The organism is Parasedimentitalea maritima (assembly GCF_005771405.1).
GTDB classification, from domain to species: domain Bacteria; phylum Pseudomonadota; class Alphaproteobacteria; order Rhodobacterales; family Rhodobacteraceae; genus Parasedimentitalea; species Parasedimentitalea maritima.
Genome location: NZ_VAUA01000001.1, coordinates 54,939 through 75,500, shown reverse-complemented (window position 1 = coordinate 75,500; position 20,562 = coordinate 54,939). Strand labels below are relative to the sequence as shown.

At 53.3% G+C, this 20,562-nt stretch carries 19 protein-coding genes; 5 read left to right on the top strand and 14 right to left on the bottom strand.

The features are described from left to right. Positions 1-47: 47 nt before the first annotated feature. Both FEE96_RS00365 and pncA read right to left on the bottom strand, forming a co-directional pair. Positions 48-2,294, bottom strand: a complete 2,247-nt coding sequence (locus FEE96_RS00365) for an ATP-binding protein (RefSeq protein ID WP_138160992.1) — start codon at positions 2,292-2,294, stop codon at positions 48-50. A gap of 65 nt (positions 2,295-2,359) precedes the next feature. After that, entirely contained in the window at positions 2,360-2,959 is a 600-nt protein-coding gene (gene pncA, locus FEE96_RS00360) for a bifunctional nicotinamidase/pyrazinamidase (protein WP_138160990.1), read from the bottom strand. A 98-nt stretch (positions 2,960-3,057) separates the two neighbouring features. On the opposite strand from pncA, the gene trhO reads away from it, so the two are divergent. Continuing rightward, positions 3,058-3,969, top strand: coding sequence for an oxygen-dependent tRNA uridine(34) hydroxylase TrhO (gene trhO, locus FEE96_RS00355; protein ID WP_138160989.1), 912 nt, complete (start codon positions 3,058-3,060; stop codon positions 3,967-3,969). Positions 3,970-4,021: 52 nt separating this feature from the next. Here the strand turns inward: trhO and gyrB are convergent, their stop codons facing one another. Next, on the bottom strand, positions 4,022-6,439 hold the full coding sequence (gyrB, locus tag FEE96_RS00350) for a DNA topoisomerase (ATP-hydrolyzing) subunit B (protein ID WP_138160986.1): 2,418 nt from the start codon (positions 6,437-6,439) through the stop codon (positions 4,022-4,024). A gap of 84 nt (positions 6,440-6,523) precedes the next feature. Next, complete coding sequence (locus tag FEE96_RS00345) at positions 6,524-7,117, bottom strand: NAD(P)H-dependent oxidoreductase (RefSeq protein ID WP_138160984.1); 594 nt, start codon at positions 7,115-7,117, stop codon at positions 6,524-6,526. A gap of 86 nt (positions 7,118-7,203) precedes the next feature. Here FEE96_RS00345 and FEE96_RS00340 point away from each other — a divergent pair, with 86 nt between their 5' ends. Further along, positions 7,204-7,800, top strand: a complete 597-nt coding sequence (locus FEE96_RS00340) for a TetR/AcrR family transcriptional regulator (RefSeq protein WP_138160982.1) — start codon at positions 7,204-7,206, stop codon at positions 7,798-7,800. Here FEE96_RS00340 and FEE96_RS00335 read toward each other — a convergent pair. The 7 genes from FEE96_RS00335 to mutM all read right to left on the bottom strand — a co-directional run bounded on the left by FEE96_RS00335 (position 7,797) and on the right by mutM (position 15,047). Next, the gene (locus FEE96_RS00335; RefSeq protein WP_138160980.1) at positions 7,797-8,417 is read right to left on the bottom strand and encodes a LysE family translocator; all 621 of its coding nucleotides are present in this window, start codon (positions 8,415-8,417) and stop codon (positions 7,797-7,799) included. The genes FEE96_RS00340 and FEE96_RS00335 overlap by 4 nt on opposite strands. Further along, on the bottom strand, positions 8,414-9,511 hold the full coding sequence (gene recF, locus FEE96_RS00330) for a DNA replication/repair protein RecF (protein WP_138160978.1): 1,098 nt from the start codon (positions 9,509-9,511) through the stop codon (positions 8,414-8,416). Before recF ends, FEE96_RS00335 begins: the two co-directional genes overlap by 4 nt. Before the next feature lie 51 nt (positions 9,512-9,562). Continuing rightward, on the bottom strand, positions 9,563-10,681 hold the full coding sequence (gene dnaN / locus FEE96_RS00325; protein WP_138160976.1) for a DNA polymerase III subunit beta: 1,119 nt from the start codon (positions 10,679-10,681) through the stop codon (positions 9,563-9,565). A 206-nt stretch (positions 10,682-10,887) separates the two neighbouring features. Beyond that, positions 10,888-12,315, bottom strand: a complete 1,428-nt coding sequence (gene dnaA / locus FEE96_RS00320) for a chromosomal replication initiator protein DnaA (RefSeq protein WP_138160974.1) — start codon at positions 12,313-12,315, stop codon at positions 10,888-10,890. Positions 12,316-12,872: 557 nt separating this feature from the next. Next, the gene (gene rpsT / locus FEE96_RS00315; RefSeq protein WP_138160972.1) at positions 12,873-13,136 is read right to left on the bottom strand and encodes a 30S ribosomal protein S20; all 264 of its coding nucleotides are present in this window, start codon (positions 13,134-13,136) and stop codon (positions 12,873-12,875) included. A gap of 220 nt (positions 13,137-13,356) precedes the next feature. Next, on the bottom strand, positions 13,357-14,133 hold the full coding sequence (locus tag FEE96_RS00310; protein ID WP_138161631.1) for an enoyl-CoA hydratase: 777 nt from the start codon (positions 14,131-14,133) through the stop codon (positions 13,357-13,359). Positions 14,134-14,195: 62 nt separating this feature from the next. After that, positions 14,196-15,047: a bifunctional DNA-formamidopyrimidine glycosylase/DNA-(apurinic or apyrimidinic site) lyase gene (gene mutM, locus FEE96_RS00305; RefSeq protein WP_138160970.1), complete on the bottom strand. Its 852-nt coding sequence runs from the start codon at positions 15,045-15,047 to the stop codon at positions 14,196-14,198. Positions 15,048-15,131: 84 nt separating this feature from the next. Here mutM and ubiE point away from each other — a divergent pair, with 84 nt between their 5' ends. Both ubiE and ubiB read left to right on the top strand, forming a co-directional pair. Then, positions 15,132-15,884 (top strand): bifunctional demethylmenaquinone methyltransferase/2-methoxy-6-polyprenyl-1,4-benzoquinol methylase UbiE, encoded by a 753-nt coding sequence (ubiE, locus tag FEE96_RS00300; RefSeq protein WP_138160969.1) that lies wholly within the window; start codon positions 15,132-15,134, stop codon positions 15,882-15,884. A 3-nt stretch (positions 15,885-15,887) separates the two neighbouring features. Continuing rightward, entirely contained in the window at positions 15,888-17,417 is a 1,530-nt protein-coding gene (gene ubiB / locus FEE96_RS00295; RefSeq protein WP_138160967.1) for a 2-polyprenylphenol 6-hydroxylase, read from the top strand. Positions 17,418-17,530: 113 nt separating this feature from the next. On the opposite strand, the gene FEE96_RS00290 is transcribed toward ubiB, so the two are convergent. Continuing rightward, positions 17,531-18,706 carry an acetyl-CoA C-acyltransferase family protein gene (locus tag FEE96_RS00290; protein WP_138160965.1) on the bottom strand — a complete coding sequence of 392 codons (1,176 nt, stop codon included), beginning with the start codon at positions 18,704-18,706 and terminating at the stop codon, positions 17,531-17,533. Positions 18,707-18,817: 111 nt separating this feature from the next. Here FEE96_RS00290 and FEE96_RS00285 point away from each other — a divergent pair, with 111 nt between their 5' ends. Continuing rightward, a complete protein-coding gene (locus tag FEE96_RS00285; RefSeq protein ID WP_138160963.1) occupies positions 18,818-19,384 on the top strand; it encodes a helix-turn-helix domain-containing protein in 567 nt (188 codons plus the stop codon). A 22-nt stretch (positions 19,385-19,406) separates the two neighbouring features. Here FEE96_RS00285 and FEE96_RS00280 read toward each other — a convergent pair whose 3' ends face one another. Then, positions 19,407-19,958: an AAA family ATPase gene (locus FEE96_RS00280; RefSeq protein WP_212744718.1), complete on the bottom strand. Its 552-nt coding sequence runs from the start codon at positions 19,956-19,958 to the stop codon at positions 19,407-19,409. Positions 19,959-20,014: 56 nt separating this feature from the next. Then, the gene (locus tag FEE96_RS00275; RefSeq protein WP_138160961.1) at positions 20,015-20,509 is read right to left on the bottom strand and encodes a GAF domain-containing protein; all 495 of its coding nucleotides are present in this window, start codon (positions 20,507-20,509) and stop codon (positions 20,015-20,017) included. Positions 20,510-20,562: the final 53 nt, after the last annotated feature.

The window sequence follows — 20,562 nt, the reverse complement described above, 5'->3', positions numbered from 1 at the left end:
GTTGGTTCACTGTTTGATAGGACAGCACCGCGCCGGGAGCAAGAGAATCAGCTACCTGTCAGAACTTGGTCACTATTATCGTGACGTCGAAGCACTGCCAGAACCTCGCTGCGGTTCAATGGCTTGCGCAGAAACTCATCCATCCCCGCCTGCAAGCAGGCCGTACGATCACTATCAAACGCATTCGCGGTCAATGCCACGATGACAGGCTGTTCCTTGCCATTTCCGCGAATAGCTAAAGTCGCATCGATGCCGTTCATCAGCGGCATCGACATATCCATAAAGACCAGGTCAGGCTTCATCGTCTCGACCATTGCAACAGCATCTTTGCCGTTGTGGGCGAACTCCAACTCAACTGGTACATCACGCAAGAACTTGCGCATTACCAGCCTGTTCACTTTGTTGTCTTCTGCAACTAAAATCCGCATTCCGGCACGGGGGAGAGCTATGGGTATTTCAGTTTCAGCTGGAATTTTTTGGGGAATTTCTTGTTCCTGCACTGTCCCCAGCTCAAGAGTTACAAAGAAACTGGACCCCTTACCCTGTTTGGAACTGACAGTAATTTCCCCGCCCATTGCGTTGGCCAACTTGCGAGAAATTGTCAGTCCAAGACCTGTGCCGCCAAACCGACGAGTGGTGGCAGATTCAGCCTGAGAGAACCGTTCGAACACGTGGTCAAGCTTGTCTGCTGGAATACCGATGCCTGTATCTTTCACCGCGAACACTAGCAGTAGGCCGTTCCGGTCTTCCTTGACGCTCAGTGTCACCCGTACCTCGCCGAGTTCGGTGAACTTGATAGCGTTGCCGACCAGGTTGAGCAAAATTTGGCGAATCCTAACGTCATCCCCATGAACCAAATGTGGGACCTCACCCAGCACATCTAAGATGAGTAGGATATCTTTTTGCTGGGCTTGAACCTGTAAAAGGTGAAGTGTCTCCTCGAAACATGTGCGGATGTCGAAATCAACAAGTGAGAAGGACACTTTATCGGCGTCCAACTTTGACAGATCCAGCACGTCATTAATCAAGGCCAGCAGCGTCCGGGAGGAACTCAGAATTGTATCGGTGTACAACCGCTGATCTGTATCCAGTGTTGTGCCTTCAAGCAATTGAGCCATGCCGATCACACCATTCATAGGGGTGCGGATTTCATGGCTCATGGTTGCGAGGAACTCAGTTTTGGTCCGCTCGCCTTCTTCCGCAGAACGACGAGCGTTTTCCAGTTCTTGTGCATGTTCACGTGCTTTAGTGATGTCACGCTCAATCACAACAACGGTACCCACTTCACCGTTTATGCCACGAACCGGAACCTGGCTTGTCTCCAGCCAGATGAATTGGCCATCCTTGCGCTGGACGTAGATTTCCGTCCTGCAAGGTACGCCTTTGATTCTGTCTTCCAGAAGTTTGGTGGCCGTCTCAGGGTCTGTTGTCATGCTGTTAAACAGATCGCGTGGGCGACGCCCGACAGCCTCTGAAAAGCCATATCCTGTTATCCGGGTGAAAGCATCATTGGCCCAGGTAATGTGCTCATCCACCCCCATCAAGAACACACTGTCATTGGCGTGTTCTGCCACCATGGCCAGCCGTTGGGCCTGTTGCTGTTGCTCTAACAACAGTGCGTTGTTCACTTCCAATTGTTGCCGTTGATCTACTTGCGCTAGAACATGGTCACGATTGCGCTCAAAACTCTTAGAGACAAAATTGATAAACCACATCAACGAGGTATAGAGCATTGCCAACCCGGCCAGATCCATTCGAACGTCGCGATCGGCATCATGTGTGATCCAAAACTGCACACCGATCATGACCAATGGCACCAAGCCATAGATGGCTAATTTTGTTTTGGCCGCACCTCGATTGAATGGCAAAATCAGCCCTGCGTTGATCGCGGCACTGGTCAGTACCCCAATAGCAAACAATGGTTCACCGTGATCAGGACGCAAAGCCCAGGTAAGCCCGGCACAAATCGCGATGGGCAACGCTTGCAATGCCGCGGTCAGAATGCTGACAAACTTCAACCAGTGCAATGGTCGCCCTTGCTGAAGCATCTTCGGTGCTTGGTGAAGAAAAAGACAATCAACGATTTCACCCAGTATGATGAGCGAAACTGACAGTAGGCCTGCCTTTAGCGGCACCAGTCCCAACAAAAGAAATCCTGCTGCCATAATGAAGGCCAAACGGGCAACGAAATACTTCACTCGCCCTTTGGCGTAGCGAAGGAATAGCCCTTCAGGACTATAGATCTGGCTATAGTCAGCCAGATTTCCAGATGAGGTTGCCCCCGTTTTGGTCATCGTCTTGCCTTGGATTTTTGCCACTACAACCCTTAGCTAGACCAACGATCTTAACAATTGGAGACTCAAAGCTGACCCAGGGTAATCCCAGCATTTTGCATTTTCTCTAATGCCGCTTTCAAAGATCCCTCCATATCGATGGCACGGCATGCGTCCAGCTCAACCTGAACGGAAAACCCCAAGCGTGCAGCATCAAGCGCTGAGAATGCAACGCAGAAATCTGTTGCCAGACCAACAAGAGTTAGGTCCTTGATATTTCGCTCTTTCAGATATCCAAACAATCCAGTGGGAGTGGATTGGTCGTTCTCAAAAAACGCAGAATAGCTATCAATCTGGGGGCGAAACCCTTTGCGTATAATCAGGTCCGCATCGGTTCGTAAGTCGGCATGAAACGCTGCCCCGTTTGTCCCCTGAACGCAATGATCAGGCCATAGAACCTGAGCCCCATATGGCATGGTAGTAGTGTCAAACGGTGATTTGTCCGAATGTGAGGACGCGAAAGACGAATGCCCTTGGGGGTGCCAATCCTGAGTTAGAATCACCGTCTCATAGTGCGCCATCATCTGGTTGATCACGGGTACGATAGCGTCGCCACCTGGTACAGCCAAGGCGCCACCGGGGCAAAAGTCGTTCTGAACATCGACAACGAGTAGGGCTTTGGTCACTTGAATCTCCTGCTTTGTCCGCTCAGGCCTAGGCAATGACACCTCTCAGGTCAACGTGGGCCTTGATCCTAAGGGAGCCGCGGACTAACTGCTGAACCATGTATGTAATTTGCGCCCTATACCACTTCGCCCATGTTCCCGACCCAGTTGCTGTCAAACCGGCGTTGTTGGAGCTTTGCTTGGCCCAGCAGGTCAAAGGATCATTGTTGCTGGCCCATGAAGGCATCAACGGCACAATTGCCGGTTCGCGTTCAGGGATCGATTCGGTTCTGAAACACATCCGTAACCTGCCCGGTTTTTCTGATCTTGAGTGGAAGGAGGCCCAAGACGACGAGCCTCCATTTGGTAAAATGAGGGTTCGGCTTAAAAAAGAGATCGTCACCATGGGGCAACCTAATGTCGATCCTAAAGCCCATGTTGGTCATTACGTCGAGCCGCAAGACTGGAATGATCTAATACAGGCCGAAGACGTAGTTGTGATCGACACGCGCAACGATTACGAGGTGGGTATCGGAACCTTTGAGGGTGCAATTGACCCTAAAACTGAAAGTTTTCGCGATTTTCCCGCTTGGTGGGCCAACAATAAGGATCGGTTTCACAACAAACGTGTAGCCATGTTCTGTACCGGTGGTATCCGCTGTGAGAAATCGACCAACTACTTGATCAGCGAAGGCATCGAGGATGTCTATCACCTGAAAGGCGGCATCCTGCGCTACCTCGAAGAAGTGCCCGTTGAAGACAGCACCTGGCAAGGAGACTGTTATGTTTTCGACAACCGCGTATCGGTGGGCCATGGCCTGAAAGTCGGACCTCACAAGTTGTGCCACGGCTGCCGCCGACCAATCCTACCAGAGGACACAAAGCATCCTGGGTTTGAATACGGTGTGTCCTGCCATCAGTGTATTGATGAAACCTCAGATTCCGACAAAATGAGATTTCGCGAACGCCAGAAGCAAATGCAGTTGGCCCGCGAGCGCAACGAAAATCACCTTGGCAGCGTACAGCTGTAATAGGAAAGGCCACCCAAAATGGGTGGCCTTATTCATAGCGATTAAGCCTGAATCAGAAGTCCAGATTCTCGACACTCAGCGCGTTTTTCTGAATGAATTCCCGACGTGGTTCAACAACATCGCCCATCAATTTAGTAAACAGGTCATCGGCTTCGACCAGATCATCCACACGAACCTGCAACAAGGTGCGCGCGTCCGGATCAAGGGTGGTTTCCCACAGCTGGTCAGGGTTCATTTCGCCCAAGCCCTTATAACGTTGCAGCGATAGCCCCTTTTCACCCTCATCCAAGATCGCCTTGAGTAGTCCCAATGGACCATGGATGGCCTGATTACGATCACGACGCATCAATGTGGCTGAGGTGGAATAAACCTCCTGCAGGCCTTGAGTGAAACTGCCGGCCTTGCGTGCCTCGCCCGAGCGAAGCATTGGGCCATCCAATGTACGCACCTCTTCAACACCGCGAAGGATACGGGCAAGACGGATCCCATGATCCTGAGTGATGCGCCCTTGCCAACCTTGTTCGTATTCCAATGCGATCTGGTTCAGTCGTGTCGCAACCTTGTCAGCCACGCCCTGCAAATCAGTGTCCACAGCACCCGGTACAAAGCCACCAGCCACTGCTGCCTGCTCCAGAATATGGCGCGGGTAATGGGTTGGAAAGGCATCCAAAACCCGCTTCAGCTTGCGTGCCTCGTCAACGACGCGGGTCAGATCCTGACCGGCAAGTTCTTCACCGGTCCCCAGCCGAAGCACGGCGCCTTCGACACCCTGGTTGACCAGATAGTTGTCCATTTCCGCCTGATCTTTCAGGTATCTTTCGGACTTCCCGCGGCTGACTTTATACAGGGGCGGTTGGGCGATATAGAGATAGCCGCCCTCGATCAACTCAGGCATCTGCCGGAAGAAGAAGGTTAGCAACAGGGTACGGATGTGCGCACCGTCGACGTCCGCATCGGTCATGATGACAATCTTGTGGTAACGCAGCTTGTCGATGTTGAACTCATCGCGGCCAATGCCGGTGCCCAGGGCCATTACCAGGTTTCCGATCTCCTGGCTGCCCAGCATCCGGTCAAACCGGGCCCGCTCAACGTTCAGGATCTTACCTTTCAGCGGCAAAATCGCCTGTGTCTGGCGGTCACGACCTGTCTGCGCCGAACCACCAGCCGAGTCACCCTCCACCAGAAAGACTTCGGTTTTGGATGGGTCTTTCTCGGAACAGTCTTTCAATTTGCCAGCCAGGAAGTTCACATCCATCGCCGTTTTGCGACGGGTCAGTTCACGGGCCTTGCGGGCGGCTTCACGTGCATGAGCAGCCTCAATGATCTTACCAACGATTTGCTTGGCCACATTAGGGTTTTCTTCAAACCACTCGGCCAGCTTTTCGTTCATCATACCCTCAACTGCCGGGCGCACCTCGGAGCTGACGAGTTTATCTTTGGTCTGCGAGGAGAATTTCGGGTCCGGCACCTTCACCGACAACACACAGGTCAGACCTTCACGGGCGTCATCCCCAGTAAAGCTGACCTTTTCCCGCTTTGCGATGCCGCTGGACTGGGCATAGTTATTGATGGTTCGCGTCAAGGCACCGCGGAATCCGGCTACGTGGGCCCCTCCATCGCGCTGCGGGATGTTATTGGTAAAGGGCAGCACCGTTTCGTGATAGCTGTCGTTCCACCACATCGCGACCTCGACCCCGATATCATCGCGCTCACCCTTGATGTAGATCGGCGCTTCCATGACGGATGTCTTGTGGCGATCCAGGTATTTGACGAATTCGTTGACACCGCCGTCGTAATACAGCTCAGATTCCAGCCGCTCAGCTGGACGTTCATCAATCAAGATGATCTTCACACCCGAGTTCAGGAACGCCAGTTCGCGAAGACGTTTTTCTAGCGTTTCAAACGAATACTCCAAGTTGCTGAACGTATCGGTCGAAGCCATGAACCGAACCTCGGTACCGGTTTGGTCGTCACATTCACCAACAACTTTTAGATGCTCAGCAGTATCGCCACGCTCAAACCGTGCGACATGTTCTTTGCCATTGCGCCAGATCCGCAGCTCCAGCCAATCAGACAGTGCATTCACCACCGACACGCCCACACCGTGCAAGCCACCGGAGACCTTGTACGAGTTACTGTCGAACTTACCGCCTGCGTGCAGCTGGGTCATGATGACCTCGGCCGCTGACACGCCTTCTTCGGCGTGGATATCTACCGGAATCCCGCGCCCGTTATCAAAGACCGAAACCGAACTGTCAGCGTGGATTTTGACCCGCACGTGATCCGCATGATTGGCCAGCGCCTCGTCGATGCCATTATCGACCACCTCATAAACCATATGGTGCAGGCCCGAACCATCGTCGGTGTCACCGATATACATGCCTGGTCGTTTTCGGACTGCCTCCAAACCCTTGAGAACCTTAATAGAATCCGCGCCATATTCTGCGGGGGCTTGCTCGGTTCCGGACATTCGCGACTTCCTTTTACTCTTTGCGAATTTATACGGAATTCAGGGGGGATTGTCACGCATATACCCCCCTTTTTATGCCCGCAGTCAGGTCGCCTTAGCGCCTAAAATCTCCACCTTACTCAACCAGGTATTTACCGTTGTCTCAACAGCATCAGTGGCTGGCGCAAATGTTGTGAATTTGGTTGGCTTGATCCCAACAAATCCCATGATCTGACGGCTAATGAACTTCTTCACTGCATTACCATAGAACAGGCGCAAGAAAATCGATGGGGTGTCTGACGTCAGCAAAACTCTTGCGGTTTTGCCCTTCAACATTGGATCTGGCAGCCCCATAAAGTTGACCTTTCGGGTATCAAAGGCCCGCCCTGGCAATAGCGCCCGGTCAAACAATCCCTTTAGCTTAGCGGGGATTGCCCCCCACCAAAGCGGTGTCGCAAGCACAATATGTTCAGCCCATTCCAGATCTGACAAAAACGCGTCCAACACTGGTTCAAGCGGTTTGGAATTCTGGTAACCGCTTTGGCCATAATCTTGATCAAAAGACATCTCTGACAGATCGTGGTACCGCACTACATGGCCTTGTGCTTTGGCGGCACCTATATAGGCTTGGCACAATGATTTCGACAACGATGTAGCACCGGGATGTCCGTTAAGAACAATGATTTTGCGAGTTGGCATGGCGAGCTCCTGAAGTAAATTGACCTTGGTCACATTTAGATGCAAATTAAACTGACCACGGTCAATATATCTGAGGTAACATTTCCGTGAAAACACGCGCACCGCAAAAAAGACGTCTGCAAACTCGTGCACGACTACTGAGTGAAGCTGAGAAAATAGTCACAACTCAGGGCTATTCCGCATTGCGGGTCGAAGATGTTGTGGCGCAAGCAGGTGTCGCCAAAGGTACCTTGTTTTCACATTTCAAAGACAAAGACGGGCTGCTGGCAGTGCTAATTGGTGCACGGGTGATGGAAGATCTTGAGAAGATGGAGACATTGCCGCCCCCTACCTCCGTTGATGACCTTATTCAAAAACTAGAGCCCTGCTTGAGCTTTGTCGCTCAGGACCGGGTAATTTTTGACGTTCTACTTCGTTACTCCGGATCAACGGGTTCCGAAGTCAACGAAGTGGTTACAGAAAGTTTTGTACGCCAGATCACCCTTTTTGCGCGCTGGCTAGGGCAGATGCAGCAGGTCCAGAAAATCCGCGATGATGCCCCTGCAGAAGTCTTGGCCGAGGGCATTCAGGCATTCCTGAATCACGTACTAGCCCTGTGGTTTTGCGCAGAACACGCCAATGATGACAGCCCTGCAAAAGCGTTGGCCCCGCTCCTACAAGTCTGGTTGAAACCCCAAGCCTAAAGAAGTGGGATTGCCAACCCCACCCCGATCAACAGGACGGCTGACACCAAGTTTATCCGCCGAAGAACTGCCGGATTTGCAATCGCAGTGCGCAGATAGTGGATCGAGCCCGCCATTGCCAAATTCCCCAACAAGGGGACAAGGAACGATAAGGCAACAATCGCTGCTATGTCCCACTTGCTCAGCTGTGACAGGTCAAAAAATCCAGGCAATAGCCCCATGTAAAACAAAACCGCCTTAGGATTGCTCAGAATTACGGCAACGCCAGCCAAGAAGCCTGCCCATGTACCCGGCCGGGTCAACGCACGGTTTTCTTGCACGCCATCGCCAGCGTGACGGATCAACATCCCCCCCAAGACGATGAACATCAGGCTGGCAACCCAGCGAAGTAAGCCTAGTAGGCCCTCTACCTCGGATACCAGCCAGGACATCCCAACCACTGCGGTCAGTGGCCACAGGATATCACCGCAAGCCACGCCAAGGGCCAGAGGCCATGCAGCACGGAATCCACCCGACACCGATCGTGCTATTACTGCAAGCCAGACCGGCCCCGGCGTCAGAAACAACACAAACAACGCGCCAGCATAAAGCGCCAAATCGCCGATAGACACACTCATGACTGGCAAATCTGCGACATCCCATCGGCCTCGGTCACCTGCAACACCTGTGCTCTTGCTCCCAATGCAGCAAACAACTCAGGTCCCGTGCCTGTCATCCAGGCCTGCACACCCAAACCACAAATCTCATCATATAACGCAGCACATCGGTTGGCATCCAAATGGGCTGACACCTCATCCAGTAGCAACATAGGCGGTGCACCCTCCCGTTGCGCTAACGCACGAGCATTGGCCAAGATCAGTGAGACCAGCAGTGCCTTTTGCTCGCCAGTCGAGCAATCCTTGGCGGCGACACCCTTGGCAGCATAGCTGCCAATCAGATCGCTGCGATGTGGCCCAATCAAGCTCCGGCCAGCTGCCAAATCGCGAAAACGGCTTTCGGCTAATGCATCGCGCAAGTCGCTCTCACCTATGGGCATCGTCCCTTCGCTCTGAACCAAATCCAGTTCAGCAGCTGGAAAGGAAGTTTCGGACTCAGTCTGCGCTTGGCGTAAAAACTCCAAAGTTTGCAACCGCACTTGATGCACCCGATGACCCGCTGCGGCCATCTGTGTCTCCAGCACACGGTACCAGGCCGGATCTCGCACCTGCTCTTTCAACAGCCTGTTACGCTCACGCATTGATTTTTCGTAGGTCAGTGCTGCTTCGGCATGGGTTGGGTCAAAACTAAGTGCCATCCTGTCTAAAAACCGACGCCGACCTTCAGCAGCCTCGATCCATAACCGGTCCATCGCTGGCACCAGCCAAACCACGCGACAGATTTTTCCCAGTGCAATCTGATTTGCAGCCTTCCCGTCAATCCGTATCTGCCGCGCAGCACCAGCCTCGGACCAGATATCGATTTCATAAATCTGACTGGGCGATTGCAGCTGTCCGGTCAGCTTCCAACCCAGCGCCTCGTCACGGCGGGCCATGTCAGCTGCCCCTGCACGGCGCAAACCGCGACCAGGAGAAAACAACGAGACAGCCTCCAGAATATTGGTTTTTCCAACTCCATTAGCACCATGGATGGCCACGGGTCGGCCATCCAATTCTAGCTCCGCTCGCTTGTGCGAGCGAAAATGCGAGAGGGTCAACGCGGTCAGAGCGAGCATCGCCCGGCCTCATTTCTTCTGGTTAAAAAAGCCTTTCCCAACGACAGGCGATTAAACCCGCATCGGCATGACAACATAGACTGCGCTCTGGTCACTACCTTCACGCATCAAGGTCGGATCCCCGGACGAGTTGAACATGAAGACTGCATTTTCACGATCTACCTGGTTGGCAATTTCCAACAGGTACTTGGCATTGAACCCGATCTCGAGCCGTTCATCGCTATAAGCAACGGCCAGCTCTTCTTCAGCCGCACCACTATCAGGCGCATTGACTGACAAAACCAGCCTGTCTTCGTCCAATTGCAGCTTTACGGCGCGTGAGCGTTCTGACGACACTGTTGCGACGCGGTCCACAGCCTGCGCAAACTCTTTGGCATCCACTTCCAGACGACGGGTGTTGCCCTGCGGAATAACGCGCGTGTAGTCGGGGAAAGTACCATCGATCACTTTTGACGTCAGGGTGATATCTGGTGTGGCAAATCGCACCTTTGTCTCGCTGACCGAAACTGCGATCTCCATTTCGTCATCATCCAGTAACTTGCGCAATTCACCAACAGTTTTGCGTGGGACAATGACCCCTGGCATATCGGCAGCCCCTGCAGGCAGGTCAGCATCGATGCGAGCCAGGCGGTGACCATCGGTGGCCACACAGCGCAGCGCCTTGCCATCATCACCATCAGCCACATGCATGTAGACACCATTCAGGTAATAGCGTGTCTCTTCTGTAGAGATGGCAAACTTCGACTTATCGAACAGACGACGCAGCATACCAGCCGGAGCGGAAAAATTCGATTGATATTCAGATGAGGCCATCACCGGAAAATCTTCGCGCGGCAAGGTCGCAAGCGAAAAATTGGAGCGTCCAGCTTCAACAGTTAGGCGCCCAGTTGCCGCATCAGCGGTCAGCGACACCAGTGCCCCGTCTGGCAGCTTGCGAACGATCTCGTGCAACGTGGTCGCAGCAACCGTAGTGGCGCCAGCCCGTTCGACTTGCGCAATGGCCTTATCAACCACTTCGATATCCAAATCGGTGGCGCGAAACTGTACGTGCTCACCCTCGGCCTCGATCAAAACATTTGCGAGGATCGGAATAGTGTTGCGGCGTTCCACAACAGATTGGGCTTGAGACACCGCCTTTAGCAGGGTGCCACGTTCGATACTTATCTTCATTCCCTCAATCCTCTGCGAATGGCCGGGAAGGGCAAAATAACGTTTTACCCAAGCGGCACAAGGCTTTTCATGGATTTGTTCAGGGGAATGCTCCTGCCGTCAAGAGGCCCCGGGATACATCAGCCCCATTGCTTAACAACCGTTGCGTTCTGACACGGAAAAAGGGCCCCGGATTACATCCGAGGCCCTCAAATCAAACAGGCATCTTACGCTTCCAGAGCGCGGCGCAGCATTTCGACATCTTCGGCAATTTGTCCGTCGGTCTGCTTCAGCTCTTCGATCCGCTTAACCCCGTGCATCACGGTAGTGTGGTCGCGACCACCAAACCGGCGGCCAATTTCTGGCAGTGACCGGCTGGTCAGTCGTTTGGACAGATACATAGCCACCTGCCGCGGCCGCGCAAAAGAGCGCAACCGTTTCGGGCCGATGATATCTGACATCCGGATATTGTAATAGTCGGATACCTTGCGTTGAATTTCCTCGACCGTGATCTTGCGTTCCGAAGCGCGCAGAACATCCGCCAAGCAATCCTGTGTCAGTTCCATGTCAATCTCACGCCCAACCAACGAGGCAAAGGCGAATAACCGGGTCAAAGCGCCCTCAAGCACGCGGACGTTGGTTGAGATACGGTGTGCTAGGAACTCCAAAACACCATCAGCAATCTGGAGCCCGGGATAGGTGGTGCCATACTGCTTGACCTTGGTCTGAAGGATGCCAAGACGCAGTTCATAATCAGTGGGATGAAGGTCAACAACCAAGCCACATTGCAGACGTGACTTAACGCGGTCTTCCAGATCCTTGATCTCACCCGGGGCGCGGTCCGCGGAAATGATGATCTGTTTATTCTGGTCTACCAGAGCGTTAAAGGTGTGGAAAAACTCTTCCTGAGTTGAGCCCTTGCCGGCGATGAATTGCACATCATCAACCATCAGCACGTCAACAGACCGGAACAGATGTTTGAAATCCATCATCCGACGTTCACGCAATGCCTGCACAAACCGATACATGAATTGTTCAGCTGAAAGGTACAGCACATTCAAGTCTGGGTTCCGCGCGGTCAGCTCCCAGGCAATTGCGTGCATCAGGTGTGTCTTACCCAAACCAACACCACCATACAGTACCAGCGGGTTAAAGGTGACGGGTCCACCTTCACCGACTCGACGTGCCGCCGCATGGGCCAGCTCGTTTGGCTTACCAACTACAAAGCTGTCAAACGTGAACCGTGGATCAAGAGGTGCGGCCTGCAGCGATCCCATCGTGTTCTGCCCAGTGGTATTCGACGCAGGAGTCGAAACTGCTGATGTAGCGGTGTCGGCAGCTTCGTTTAGATCAGTCAGCTCCACAAACGGTTCTTCGGCACGCTCAGGTGCACGGGCCGGGCGGACTGGTGAGTTGGCTGCAACTTTAAACGACAAGCGCTGGACCGGCTCACCTGATAGGGTGAACTCGTGCAGAATAAGATCTGCGAAATTCTGGCTAACATAATTACCCATAAAATTGGTTGGCACATGGAACACCGCCACGCCGCCTTCCAATTCGTCAAATTCAAGTGGTTCAATCCACGTTGTATAATTGTTTTGTCCAACTGTCTTGAGCAACCGTTGCCTCAGTTGGCTCCATTTTTCTTGTGTCATTCCGCGCCTCATACGTCCCGTTTTTGGCGGCCTAAACTGGCCATGCACTCACCCTCACAATCGCATCAAACGCCAATGGCCAAGCACAACCATACCGCGTGCCGGCCATCCCAAGTTGGCCAACACTATCCCAAACCAGGGATAGGCTCACTGAACGTTCGCATAGTAAAAAATATCCATGTTGCCACATGGACTTAGTCAACATTACACAATGCGACTGGGCTGCTGTTCGGGCACGCCCGAAGCAGTTTCATTCAATCCACGCAACAAACACACGTTGCATTTCTGAACTTTCAGTCACGAAAAGATTCCCGATGCCCATCAGGAATTTCGCGAGCAGCCTAGTCCCCCCAGCGAATGAATCGCTGTATCATTGGTAGCAAAATCGAGGGTCACCCATCAATGAAACTCTGATGTTGACTCGGGGATTGTGGATAAAGAATCTCTCCCACCCGCTATGGATGCAAAAAAGCGTGTCAAAAAAGCAAAGGGCGCTGAAATTTTCAGCGCCCTTCACGGTAATTTCACTTTGGCCTAACGACCATAAAAGAAAAGAATCAGCTAAGTGCTTTAACGCGTGCTGCCAGACGCGACACTTTACGTGATGCTGTGTTTTTGTGGTAAACACCTTTGGTAACACCACGCATCAGTTCAGGCTGTGCAGCGCGCAGGGCAGCGATTGCGTCGTCCTTGTTGCCGCTCTCCAGAGCTTCTTCAACTTTACGCAGGTATGTGCGGATGCGCGAACGACGGGCTTTGTTTACAGCAAAGCGCTTCTCGTTTTGACGGGCGCGCTTTTTTGCTTGTGGTGTATTTGCCATGGTATTGGACCTTACTCTCGGGTTTTATCTCTGACGCGCAATGCCAGCCAACCCGGATTGATCCACCGGTGTGATTCTAGCCAAGCGGGCTGCACGCGCATTTATTCTGGCGTCATCTATCCAGAAATCACCATGTTGGCAAGATGAGTCTTGACCCTCGCAGAAAATGAAAAAGCAGGCCGCCAGGCCTGCTCGTTACTCAATCAACTAGGCAAATAGCTTACTTGTCGCGGAACTGCGCCTCGCGCTTCTCCAAGAATGCAGCCATGCCCTCTTTTTGATCTTCGGTTGCAAACATCGAATGGAACACCCGGCGCTCGAACAACATACCTTCGCTTAAGGTCAACTCGTAGCTACGGTTCACCGCTTCTTTGGCTGCCGCAGCTGTCAGCAGAGACTTCTCAGCGATTTTCTGTGCAGCCCCCACGGCTTCTTCAATCAGCTTCTTGGCTGGTACAACACGTGACACCAACCCAGAGCGCTCTGCTTCTTCTGCGCCCATGAAGCGCCCAGTCAAATTCATATCCATCGACTTGGATTTTCCGACAAACCGGGTCAACCGTTGACTGCCGCCCATACCCGCAATGACACCCAGGTTGATTTCTGGTTGGCCGAATTTGGCGGTGTCCGCAGCTATGATAAAGTCGCACATCATCGCGACTTCGCATCCACCGCCCAGCGCATAACCACTCACTGCTGCAATAATTGGTTTACGGATTGCTGCAATCCGGTTGTTGATGTCAGCAAACAAATTGGTAGTGAACACATCAACAAAGCTCATCTCCGACATCTCTTTGATGTCGGCACCAGCTGCGAATGCTTTCTCGGATCCGGTAAGCACGATGCATCGCACCTTGTCATTGGCATCCGCCTCTTCCAAGGCTGAACCCAGTTCCTGCAACAGCAGCGTATTGAGCGCATTCAACGCGTCAGGCCGGTTCAGCTTGATAAGGGCAACGTGATCCTGCACTTCGACGTTGATCGTCTCAAAGGCCATACTGTGAACTTTCATTATTCCGTTAAGAACAATTTCTTATCACGCAGAACATCTCGTTCAAGCTATCTTTGGCACTTGCCACATAAGAAGGTTGAGCGACCTGACTGGGTGATTCTATCTATTATACCGCTACAACCATCACGCTTGCAGGGGGCACCCTCTCGCCCGTAAACATCAAAACTGTGTTGAAAATATCCAAGATTTCCATCAGCTTGACGGAAATCCTTCAGCGATGATCCTCCTGCTTTTATCGCATCCGTTAGAACGTCTCGGATCACCGGAACCAGCCCTGCCACACGACTTGCAGAAATCTGCCCCGCTTTTTGACGTGGCGATACTTGTGACCGAAAAAGAACCTCACACACATAGATATTGCCCAAGCCCGCGATGATTCCCTGATCCAGCAGCGCAGATTTCACCGGTGTGTTTCGCCCCTTGAAGGCCTCGACCAGGTAATCTTCATGGAAATCATTCCCCAATGGTTCAGGGCCTAAGACCGACAGCAATTTATGTTGATTGGCAGTTGCCGTGTCCAAAAGGTCCATCGCCCCAAATCGTCGCGGATCGTTAAACGTGATGCGCGCTCCGTTGGTCATGTCGAACACTACGTGATCATGCTTCTGCGCCGCCGGGTGATCATGCACAAATTGGCCTAATGGATCGCCTGACACCGTCATCCGTCCTGACATTCCCAGGTGGACCAACAATGTCTCGCCATTGTCGAGATCAGCCAACAGATATTTTGAGCGCCGCCGCAATGCTAAAACACGCGTCCCCGTCAGCCGCGCAGCCATGTTTTCAGGGAATGGCCAACGCAAATTTGGCCGATTGACCTGTGCCTGAGCTATCACCGCGCCTTCCATTGCCGGGCTCAACCCGCGGCGCACTGTCTCAACTTCGGGTAATTCCGGCATGTCATCGCTCCCAATCCAAACCGCCGCATTGTACCTGCCTGTCAGCACCTTATAACAGAGGCGAAATCAGAAAATGGCAGCCCCATGGCAGACACACAGCAGAACACCACACATTTTGGCTTTGAAACCGTCCCTGAGACCGAAAAAGCCGGTCGTGTTCAGGGCGTATTCAACTCGGTAGCCTCTAAATACGACATCATGAACGACGTTATGAGCGTCGGCATCCACCGGGTCTGGAAAGATGCGATGATGGATTGGCTTGCCCCTCGCCCCGGTCAGCGTCTGCTGGATGTGGCCGGTGGTACCGGCGATATCTCGTATCGCTTTTTGAAACGTGCTGGCCGTGGTCACTCAACCGTTCTCGACATAACAACACCAATGCTTGAAGCAGGGCGCACCCGTGCCGAAGCCGACCAAATGGCTGACAGTTTAGACTGGGTCACCGGCGATGCCATGGCCCTGCCCTTCAAGGACAACACCTTTGACGTTTACACCATTTCATTTGGCATCAGGAACGTCACCCGTCCGCAAGAAGCCTTGAACGAAGCCTATCGTGTGTTGAAACCCGGTGGACGCCTGATGGTACTGGAATTCAGTCAATTACCCAACCCAGCGATGCAAAAGGCCTATGACCTGTATTCGTTCAACGTGATCCCACGCATGGGAAAATTGATCGCCAACGACTACGACAGCTATCAGTACCTCGTCGAATCAATCCGCAATTTCCCGGATCAGGACACGTTTTTGGGCATGGTTCGCACTGCAGGTTTTGAGAACGCCAAATATCGCAATCTCAGCCTCGGCATCGCCGCCCTGCACTCTGGTTGGAAAATCTAAACTATGCGCGGTCCACACAATATTATTCGCCTGATCCGAACGGGCGCAACACTGGAACGTACGGGTGCCATGAGTGTCGTTCTGGATGCTTTTGAGGCTCCAAAGCCCCTGCGCTTTCTCGCTCACACGCTGGGTTGGCCGTTTAAGTGGCTAGGCTACAAAGGCAACCCTGATATGCCGCCTGCAACCCGGGCATTAACAGCACTGGGTCCTGCCTATATTAAGCTAGGTCAGATGCTTTCCACCCGACCCGATCTGGTCGGTGAGGATCTGGCCCTGCAATTGCGGGTGCTTCAGGATAAACTACCGCCTTTCTCCAAATCCGAGGCCATGGCCGAGGTAGAGAAGGAGCTGGGCTTGCCAGTTGATCAGGTTTTTTCCGAATTCAGTGAGCCAATCGCAGCTGCCTCGATCGCACAAGTTCACCGAGCCCGACTGGCTGATAGTGGCAAAGAAGTTGCAGTAAAGGTCCTGCGTCCCGGCATCGAACGCGCTTTCAACAAGGACGTTGACGCCTTTTACTTCGCCGCACGCATCGTCGACCTCTTCGCCCCCGGCGCCCGGCGCCTGCGACCAATGGAGGTGATTGAACACTTTGATGGCGTGGTACAGGCCGAACTTGACCTACGCCTGGAAAGTGCCTCGGCTTCCGAGTTTGCTGCCAATACTGGCTCTGATGAAGGCTTCCAACTTCCTTCTATCCAATGGAATTACTCAGCCCGCCGGGTGATGACGCTGGATTGGGCTGATGGCGTTGCCATGGGCGACAATGTTGCACTGGACGCAGCGGGGCATGACCGTCGGGTGTTAGGCAACCGTGTGCTCAGCCTGTTCCTGCGTCACGCTCTGCGCGATGGTTTTTTCCACGCAGACATGCACCAGGGCAACCTCAAGGTGGCCGCCAATGGCGATATCATCGCCTATGACTTTGGCATCATGGGGCACATCGATGAATATACCCGCCGGGTCTACGCCGAAATCCTGTTTGGTTTTATCAAACGCGATTACAAACGCGTTGCTGAAGTGCATTTTGAGGCGGGCTATGTCCCTGCCGACCGCGATGTCGACGAATTTGCACGTGCACTGCGCGCCGTCGGTGAACCCATATTCGGTATGGATGCCAGCAGCATCTCAATGGGACGTCTTTTAAACTATCTCTTTGAAGTCACTGAACGTTTTGGAATGGAAACCCGCACCGAGCTGATTCTGTTGCAACGTACAATGGTAGTGGTTGAAGGCGTCGCCCGTTCACTGGACCCGCATATCAACATCTGGGAAACCGCCCACCCCGTGGTGGAGGATTACATCAAAAAATCCATTGGTCCACGCGCTGTGGTCAAAGATTTGATGTCAACAGCGCAGGTAATGGCCCGATTTGGCCCCCGATTGCCTGCCTTGGTCGAAGCGGCGCTGATCGCCCAATCCAGCTCTCCAGACTCGCGCGGTCGTGTTGGCACGAACTGGATCACACCGGCACTGACCGGCGTTGTGGTTGGCGCCAGCCTAATTGCAATTGCCAGTCAATTTTTCTGATTCGGGACCTCGCTGTCTATTTACCTGTCTTCATCTAGCCAAAAATATCCTAGGGGGTGAATTGGCCATTCGGCCAAGAGGGGGCATACAGCCCCCTCCTCCGCCTTGAGATATCAGAGCAGTTCTATCGCCAATGCGATACCCTGTCCGCCGCCGATGCACATGGTGATCAACCCTTTTGATGCCCCACTTCGTTCCAACTCATACAGGGTTTTCAAGGTGATAATGGCGCCCGTCGCCCCCACTGGATGACCCAGTGCAATGGCACCGCCGTTGGGGTTCACCTTTGCAGGATCAAGCCCCAGCTCTTTGTTCACCGCCAACGCTTGAGCCGCAAAAGCCTCGTTGCTTTCAATCACGCCAAAATCACTTGCTGAAAGACCCGTTTTCTTCAACAAGGCCTGAACGGCAGGGACCGGGCCGATGCCCATCACTTCAGGGCGCACTCCAGCATGTGCGTAACCCAGAATACGCGCTTTGGGCTTTAGCCCAGCGGCCTCAGCAGCGCTGGCCGTTGCCAGTACCATGGCCGCGGCGCCATCGTTGATGCCGCTGGCATTGCCGGCTGTCACGCGACCGTCTTTTTGAAACACGGCTCGCAGCCCAGCCAGTTTTTCAAGATTGCTGGCGGTGGGATGCTCATCCACTTCAAACGGCACCTTGTCACGCTTGACCTTCACCTCAACCGGCGTGATCTGGCTTGCGAAATACCCTGCTTCAATCGCGGTTGCCGCGCGGGTCTGGCTAAGCAATGCAAACTCATCCATCTGGGCACGGGTGATTTCATGTTCATCCGCAACGTTTTCCGCGGTTACACCCATATGCCCAGTGCCGAACGGGCAGTTCAACGCACCCAGCATCATATCCAGCGATTTCACATCGCCCATCTTTGCGCCCCAGCGTTGCTGTTGCATGATGAATGGGCTGCGCGACATGTTTTCCGCACCGCCTGCCAGGGCAAAATCCGCGTCACCTAGCATCAAAGACTGCACGGCAGAAACAATGGCCTGCGCCCCCGACCCACACAAACGATTGACGTTCATCGCCGGGGTCGCGTTTGGCACGCCTGCCTGTAACGCTGCAACCCGGCTCAGATACATATCTCGCGGCTCGGTATTGATGACGTGGCCAAACACCACATTCCCGATTTGCTCTGGCGCCACACCCGATCTTTCCATCGCAGCTTTGGAAACCGTGGTCGCGAGATCAATTGGTGCTGTATTGGCCAATGCTCCACCAAAAGTACCGATAGCTGTCCGTGCTCCGTCCAGAATGACGATATCTGTCATGGTTTCTCTCCTCATGAAATCCGTTGCCCGCACTATGCAGTCGCAGCATCACCAAGTCTTCCGGGACGTCCCGTCATTGACAAAAGTGATCACGAAGCGCAGGACTCCGCTATGACGGAAAACACAGACGATATCCTGACACTGCTCCCTGCCCGCCTGAAAGAGGCGCGGCGCGCCCAAGGCCTGAGCCTCGAAGCCGTAGCCAACCTGTCGGGCGTGTCCCGGTCAATGGTCAGTCAGATCGAACGCGGTGAAAGTTCTCCCACCATTTCCACCCTATGGAACCTGACCCGCGCGTTGCAGGTCGATTTTGCCGGATTGTTAGAGGCTAAAGATACTCAGGACAGGATTGACGTGCTTCGGTCAGACGATGTCCCAAAGATTGAGAACATGGGCCACGGCTGCCGCATCCGCATCCTTTCGCCCCCTGAAGAGGCTGGCGGCCACGAGGTCTATGATATTCGGTTCGACAAAGGCGGCGCATTGAACAGCCAGCCACATACCCGTGGCACGCTTGAGCAACTCACCGCATTGGAAGGCGACATTACCGTCATATCAGGTAATGCCCGCAACCAGCTAAAGGCAGGCGACACCGCCCGCTATGCGGCAGATGTGGACCATTCGATTACTGCACCAAATGGCCCAGCGCGGGTGTTTTTGATTGTGAAGAATGCCTAAAAACATTCCTGTCTTCCCAACCTTATTCTTGCAAAACTTGGGACGTGCGTAGCGTAGAAATTATGAAGTCGGCACGCGCACCGATGCCCACCTTAGGAAGTAAATTGACATCATAGCCCAAAGCAGGGAGGGCCGCCCTGATCCGCTCAAATTCCTCGACTGCATCGTCATAACCATGCCGACGTTCTGCATCGCACACATATATTTCTGGCCATGGAGGAACGAGAAAAACCTGCTGGTTGTACTGCCGAAATTTGCCCAGTGTTTCTTTGGCTTTGAGCCCCGAGCAACTCTCAAGAGCTATCGCGGCGTCAACCAAGCCTCTGTCAAAAAACGTGAAACCTGAAGATTCACTCACCAAGGTTAGATCTGCGCGCGCCATATCAATGGCTCGATAGGCAAATGCAGCGGCATCAACCCAAGGAAGCGCCCTTCCACCCTTGGCAAGCTCTTCCTGGACGATTCTCCTCCCTGGTTCTTCAACCGTTTTATAGCCTTTGCTCCCGAGTTCAGAGACCACAGAAGACTTTCCGCCGCCCGAACAACCGCTAATCAATATGAACTTGTTCACCATAGCTACAGCCGAACCAAATTAGATTGTTGTGGAGCTCTAGGAACGTAGCGAACCAGTCACGACAACCGTTGCGCCACACACAACGCGGCCATGGATGGCAGCTTCAGCATATCTTTGGCGCGTTGAACACGCTCCTCGGTATAATACCCCTCTTCGTGTAGGACATTCACCGTCGCGGCCAGCGTACCACCGATTACAATGGGCAGATTAACCACTGACTGGCAGCCAAGCGAGTTGATCAGCTCATAGTCCGGAAAGACCTCTGCAATTTCCTCAATAGAATTCGCAACAAAACACTCATGCCGTTCATGAACCACGGAAAACCAGCTATTTCGCGTGATCTGTTTGGTACCAGATGTCGGATAGTTGACTGGGTCATTTGTATAGGGTCGTTGCGCCAATTCAGTTTCCATATCAACCGTCATCACAGTGAACAGTTTTGCGCCGACAACACTTTTCCACAGATCACTGAGCGCCGCATAGGCCTGATCCGACGTCGTAGCCGCAGACAAGGCGCCCTCAAATTGAGCCAGTGCGGCATCTTTAGTCATTCAATTTCTCCAAGTTCACTATACCGCTAACAATCGCTGCGATGGCGCCCGCG

Excerpts from the sequence above, each read along its gene's own strand:
- FEE96_RS00310 (WP_138161631.1), bottom strand. The coding sequence starts at position 14,133 with ATGGCCTTTGAGACGATCAACGTCGAAGTGCAGGATCACGTTGCCCTT.
- dnaN (WP_138160976.1), bottom strand. The coding sequence starts at position 10,681 with ATGAAGATAAGTATCGAACGTGGCACCCTGCTAAAGGCGGTGTCTCAA.
- FEE96_RS00285 (WP_138160963.1), top strand. The coding sequence starts at position 18,818 with ATGACGGAAAACACAGACGATATCCTGACACTGCTCCCTGCCCGCCTG.
- ubiE (WP_138160969.1), top strand. The coding sequence starts at position 15,132 with ATGGCAGACACACAGCAGAACACCACACATTTTGGCTTTGAAACCGTC.
- rpsT (WP_138160972.1), bottom strand. The coding sequence starts at position 13,136 with ATGGCAAATACACCACAAGCAAAAAAGCGCGCCCGTCAAAACGAGAAG.
- gyrB (WP_138160986.1), bottom strand. The coding sequence starts at position 6,439 with ATGTCCGGAACCGAGCAAGCCCCCGCAGAATATGGCGCGGATTCTATT.
- FEE96_RS00275 (WP_138160961.1), bottom strand. The coding sequence starts at position 20,509 with ATGACTAAAGATGCCGCACTGGCTCAATTTGAGGGCGCCTTGTCTGCG.
- trhO (WP_138160989.1), top strand. The coding sequence starts at position 3,058 with ATGTATGTAATTTGCGCCCTATACCACTTCGCCCATGTTCCCGACCCA.
- mutM (WP_138160970.1), bottom strand. The coding sequence starts at position 15,047 with ATGCCGGAATTACCCGAAGTTGAGACAGTGCGCCGCGGGTTGAGCCCG.
- FEE96_RS00335 (WP_138160980.1), bottom strand. The coding sequence starts at position 8,417 with ATGAGTGTGTCTATCGGCGATTTGGCGCTTTATGCTGGCGCGTTGTTT.
- FEE96_RS00290 (WP_138160965.1), bottom strand. The coding sequence starts at position 18,706 with ATGACAGATATCGTCATTCTGGACGGAGCACGGACAGCTATCGGTACT.
- recF (WP_138160978.1), bottom strand. The coding sequence starts at position 9,511 with ATGCTCGCTCTGACCGCGTTGACCCTCTCGCATTTTCGCTCGCACAAG.
- FEE96_RS00345 (WP_138160984.1), bottom strand. The coding sequence starts at position 7,117 with ATGCCAACTCGCAAAATCATTGTTCTTAACGGACATCCCGGTGCTACA.
- FEE96_RS00365 (WP_138160992.1), bottom strand. The coding sequence starts at position 2,294 with ATGACCAAAACGGGGGCAACCTCATCTGGAAATCTGGCTGACTATAGC.
- dnaA (WP_138160974.1), bottom strand. The coding sequence starts at position 12,315 with ATGACACAAGAAAAATGGAGCCAACTGAGGCAACGGTTGCTCAAGACA.
- ubiB (WP_138160967.1), top strand. The coding sequence starts at position 15,888 with ATGCGCGGTCCACACAATATTATTCGCCTGATCCGAACGGGCGCAACA.
- FEE96_RS00280 (WP_212744718.1), bottom strand. The coding sequence starts at position 19,958 with ATGGTGAACAAGTTCATATTGATTAGCGGTTGTTCGGGCGGCGGAAAG.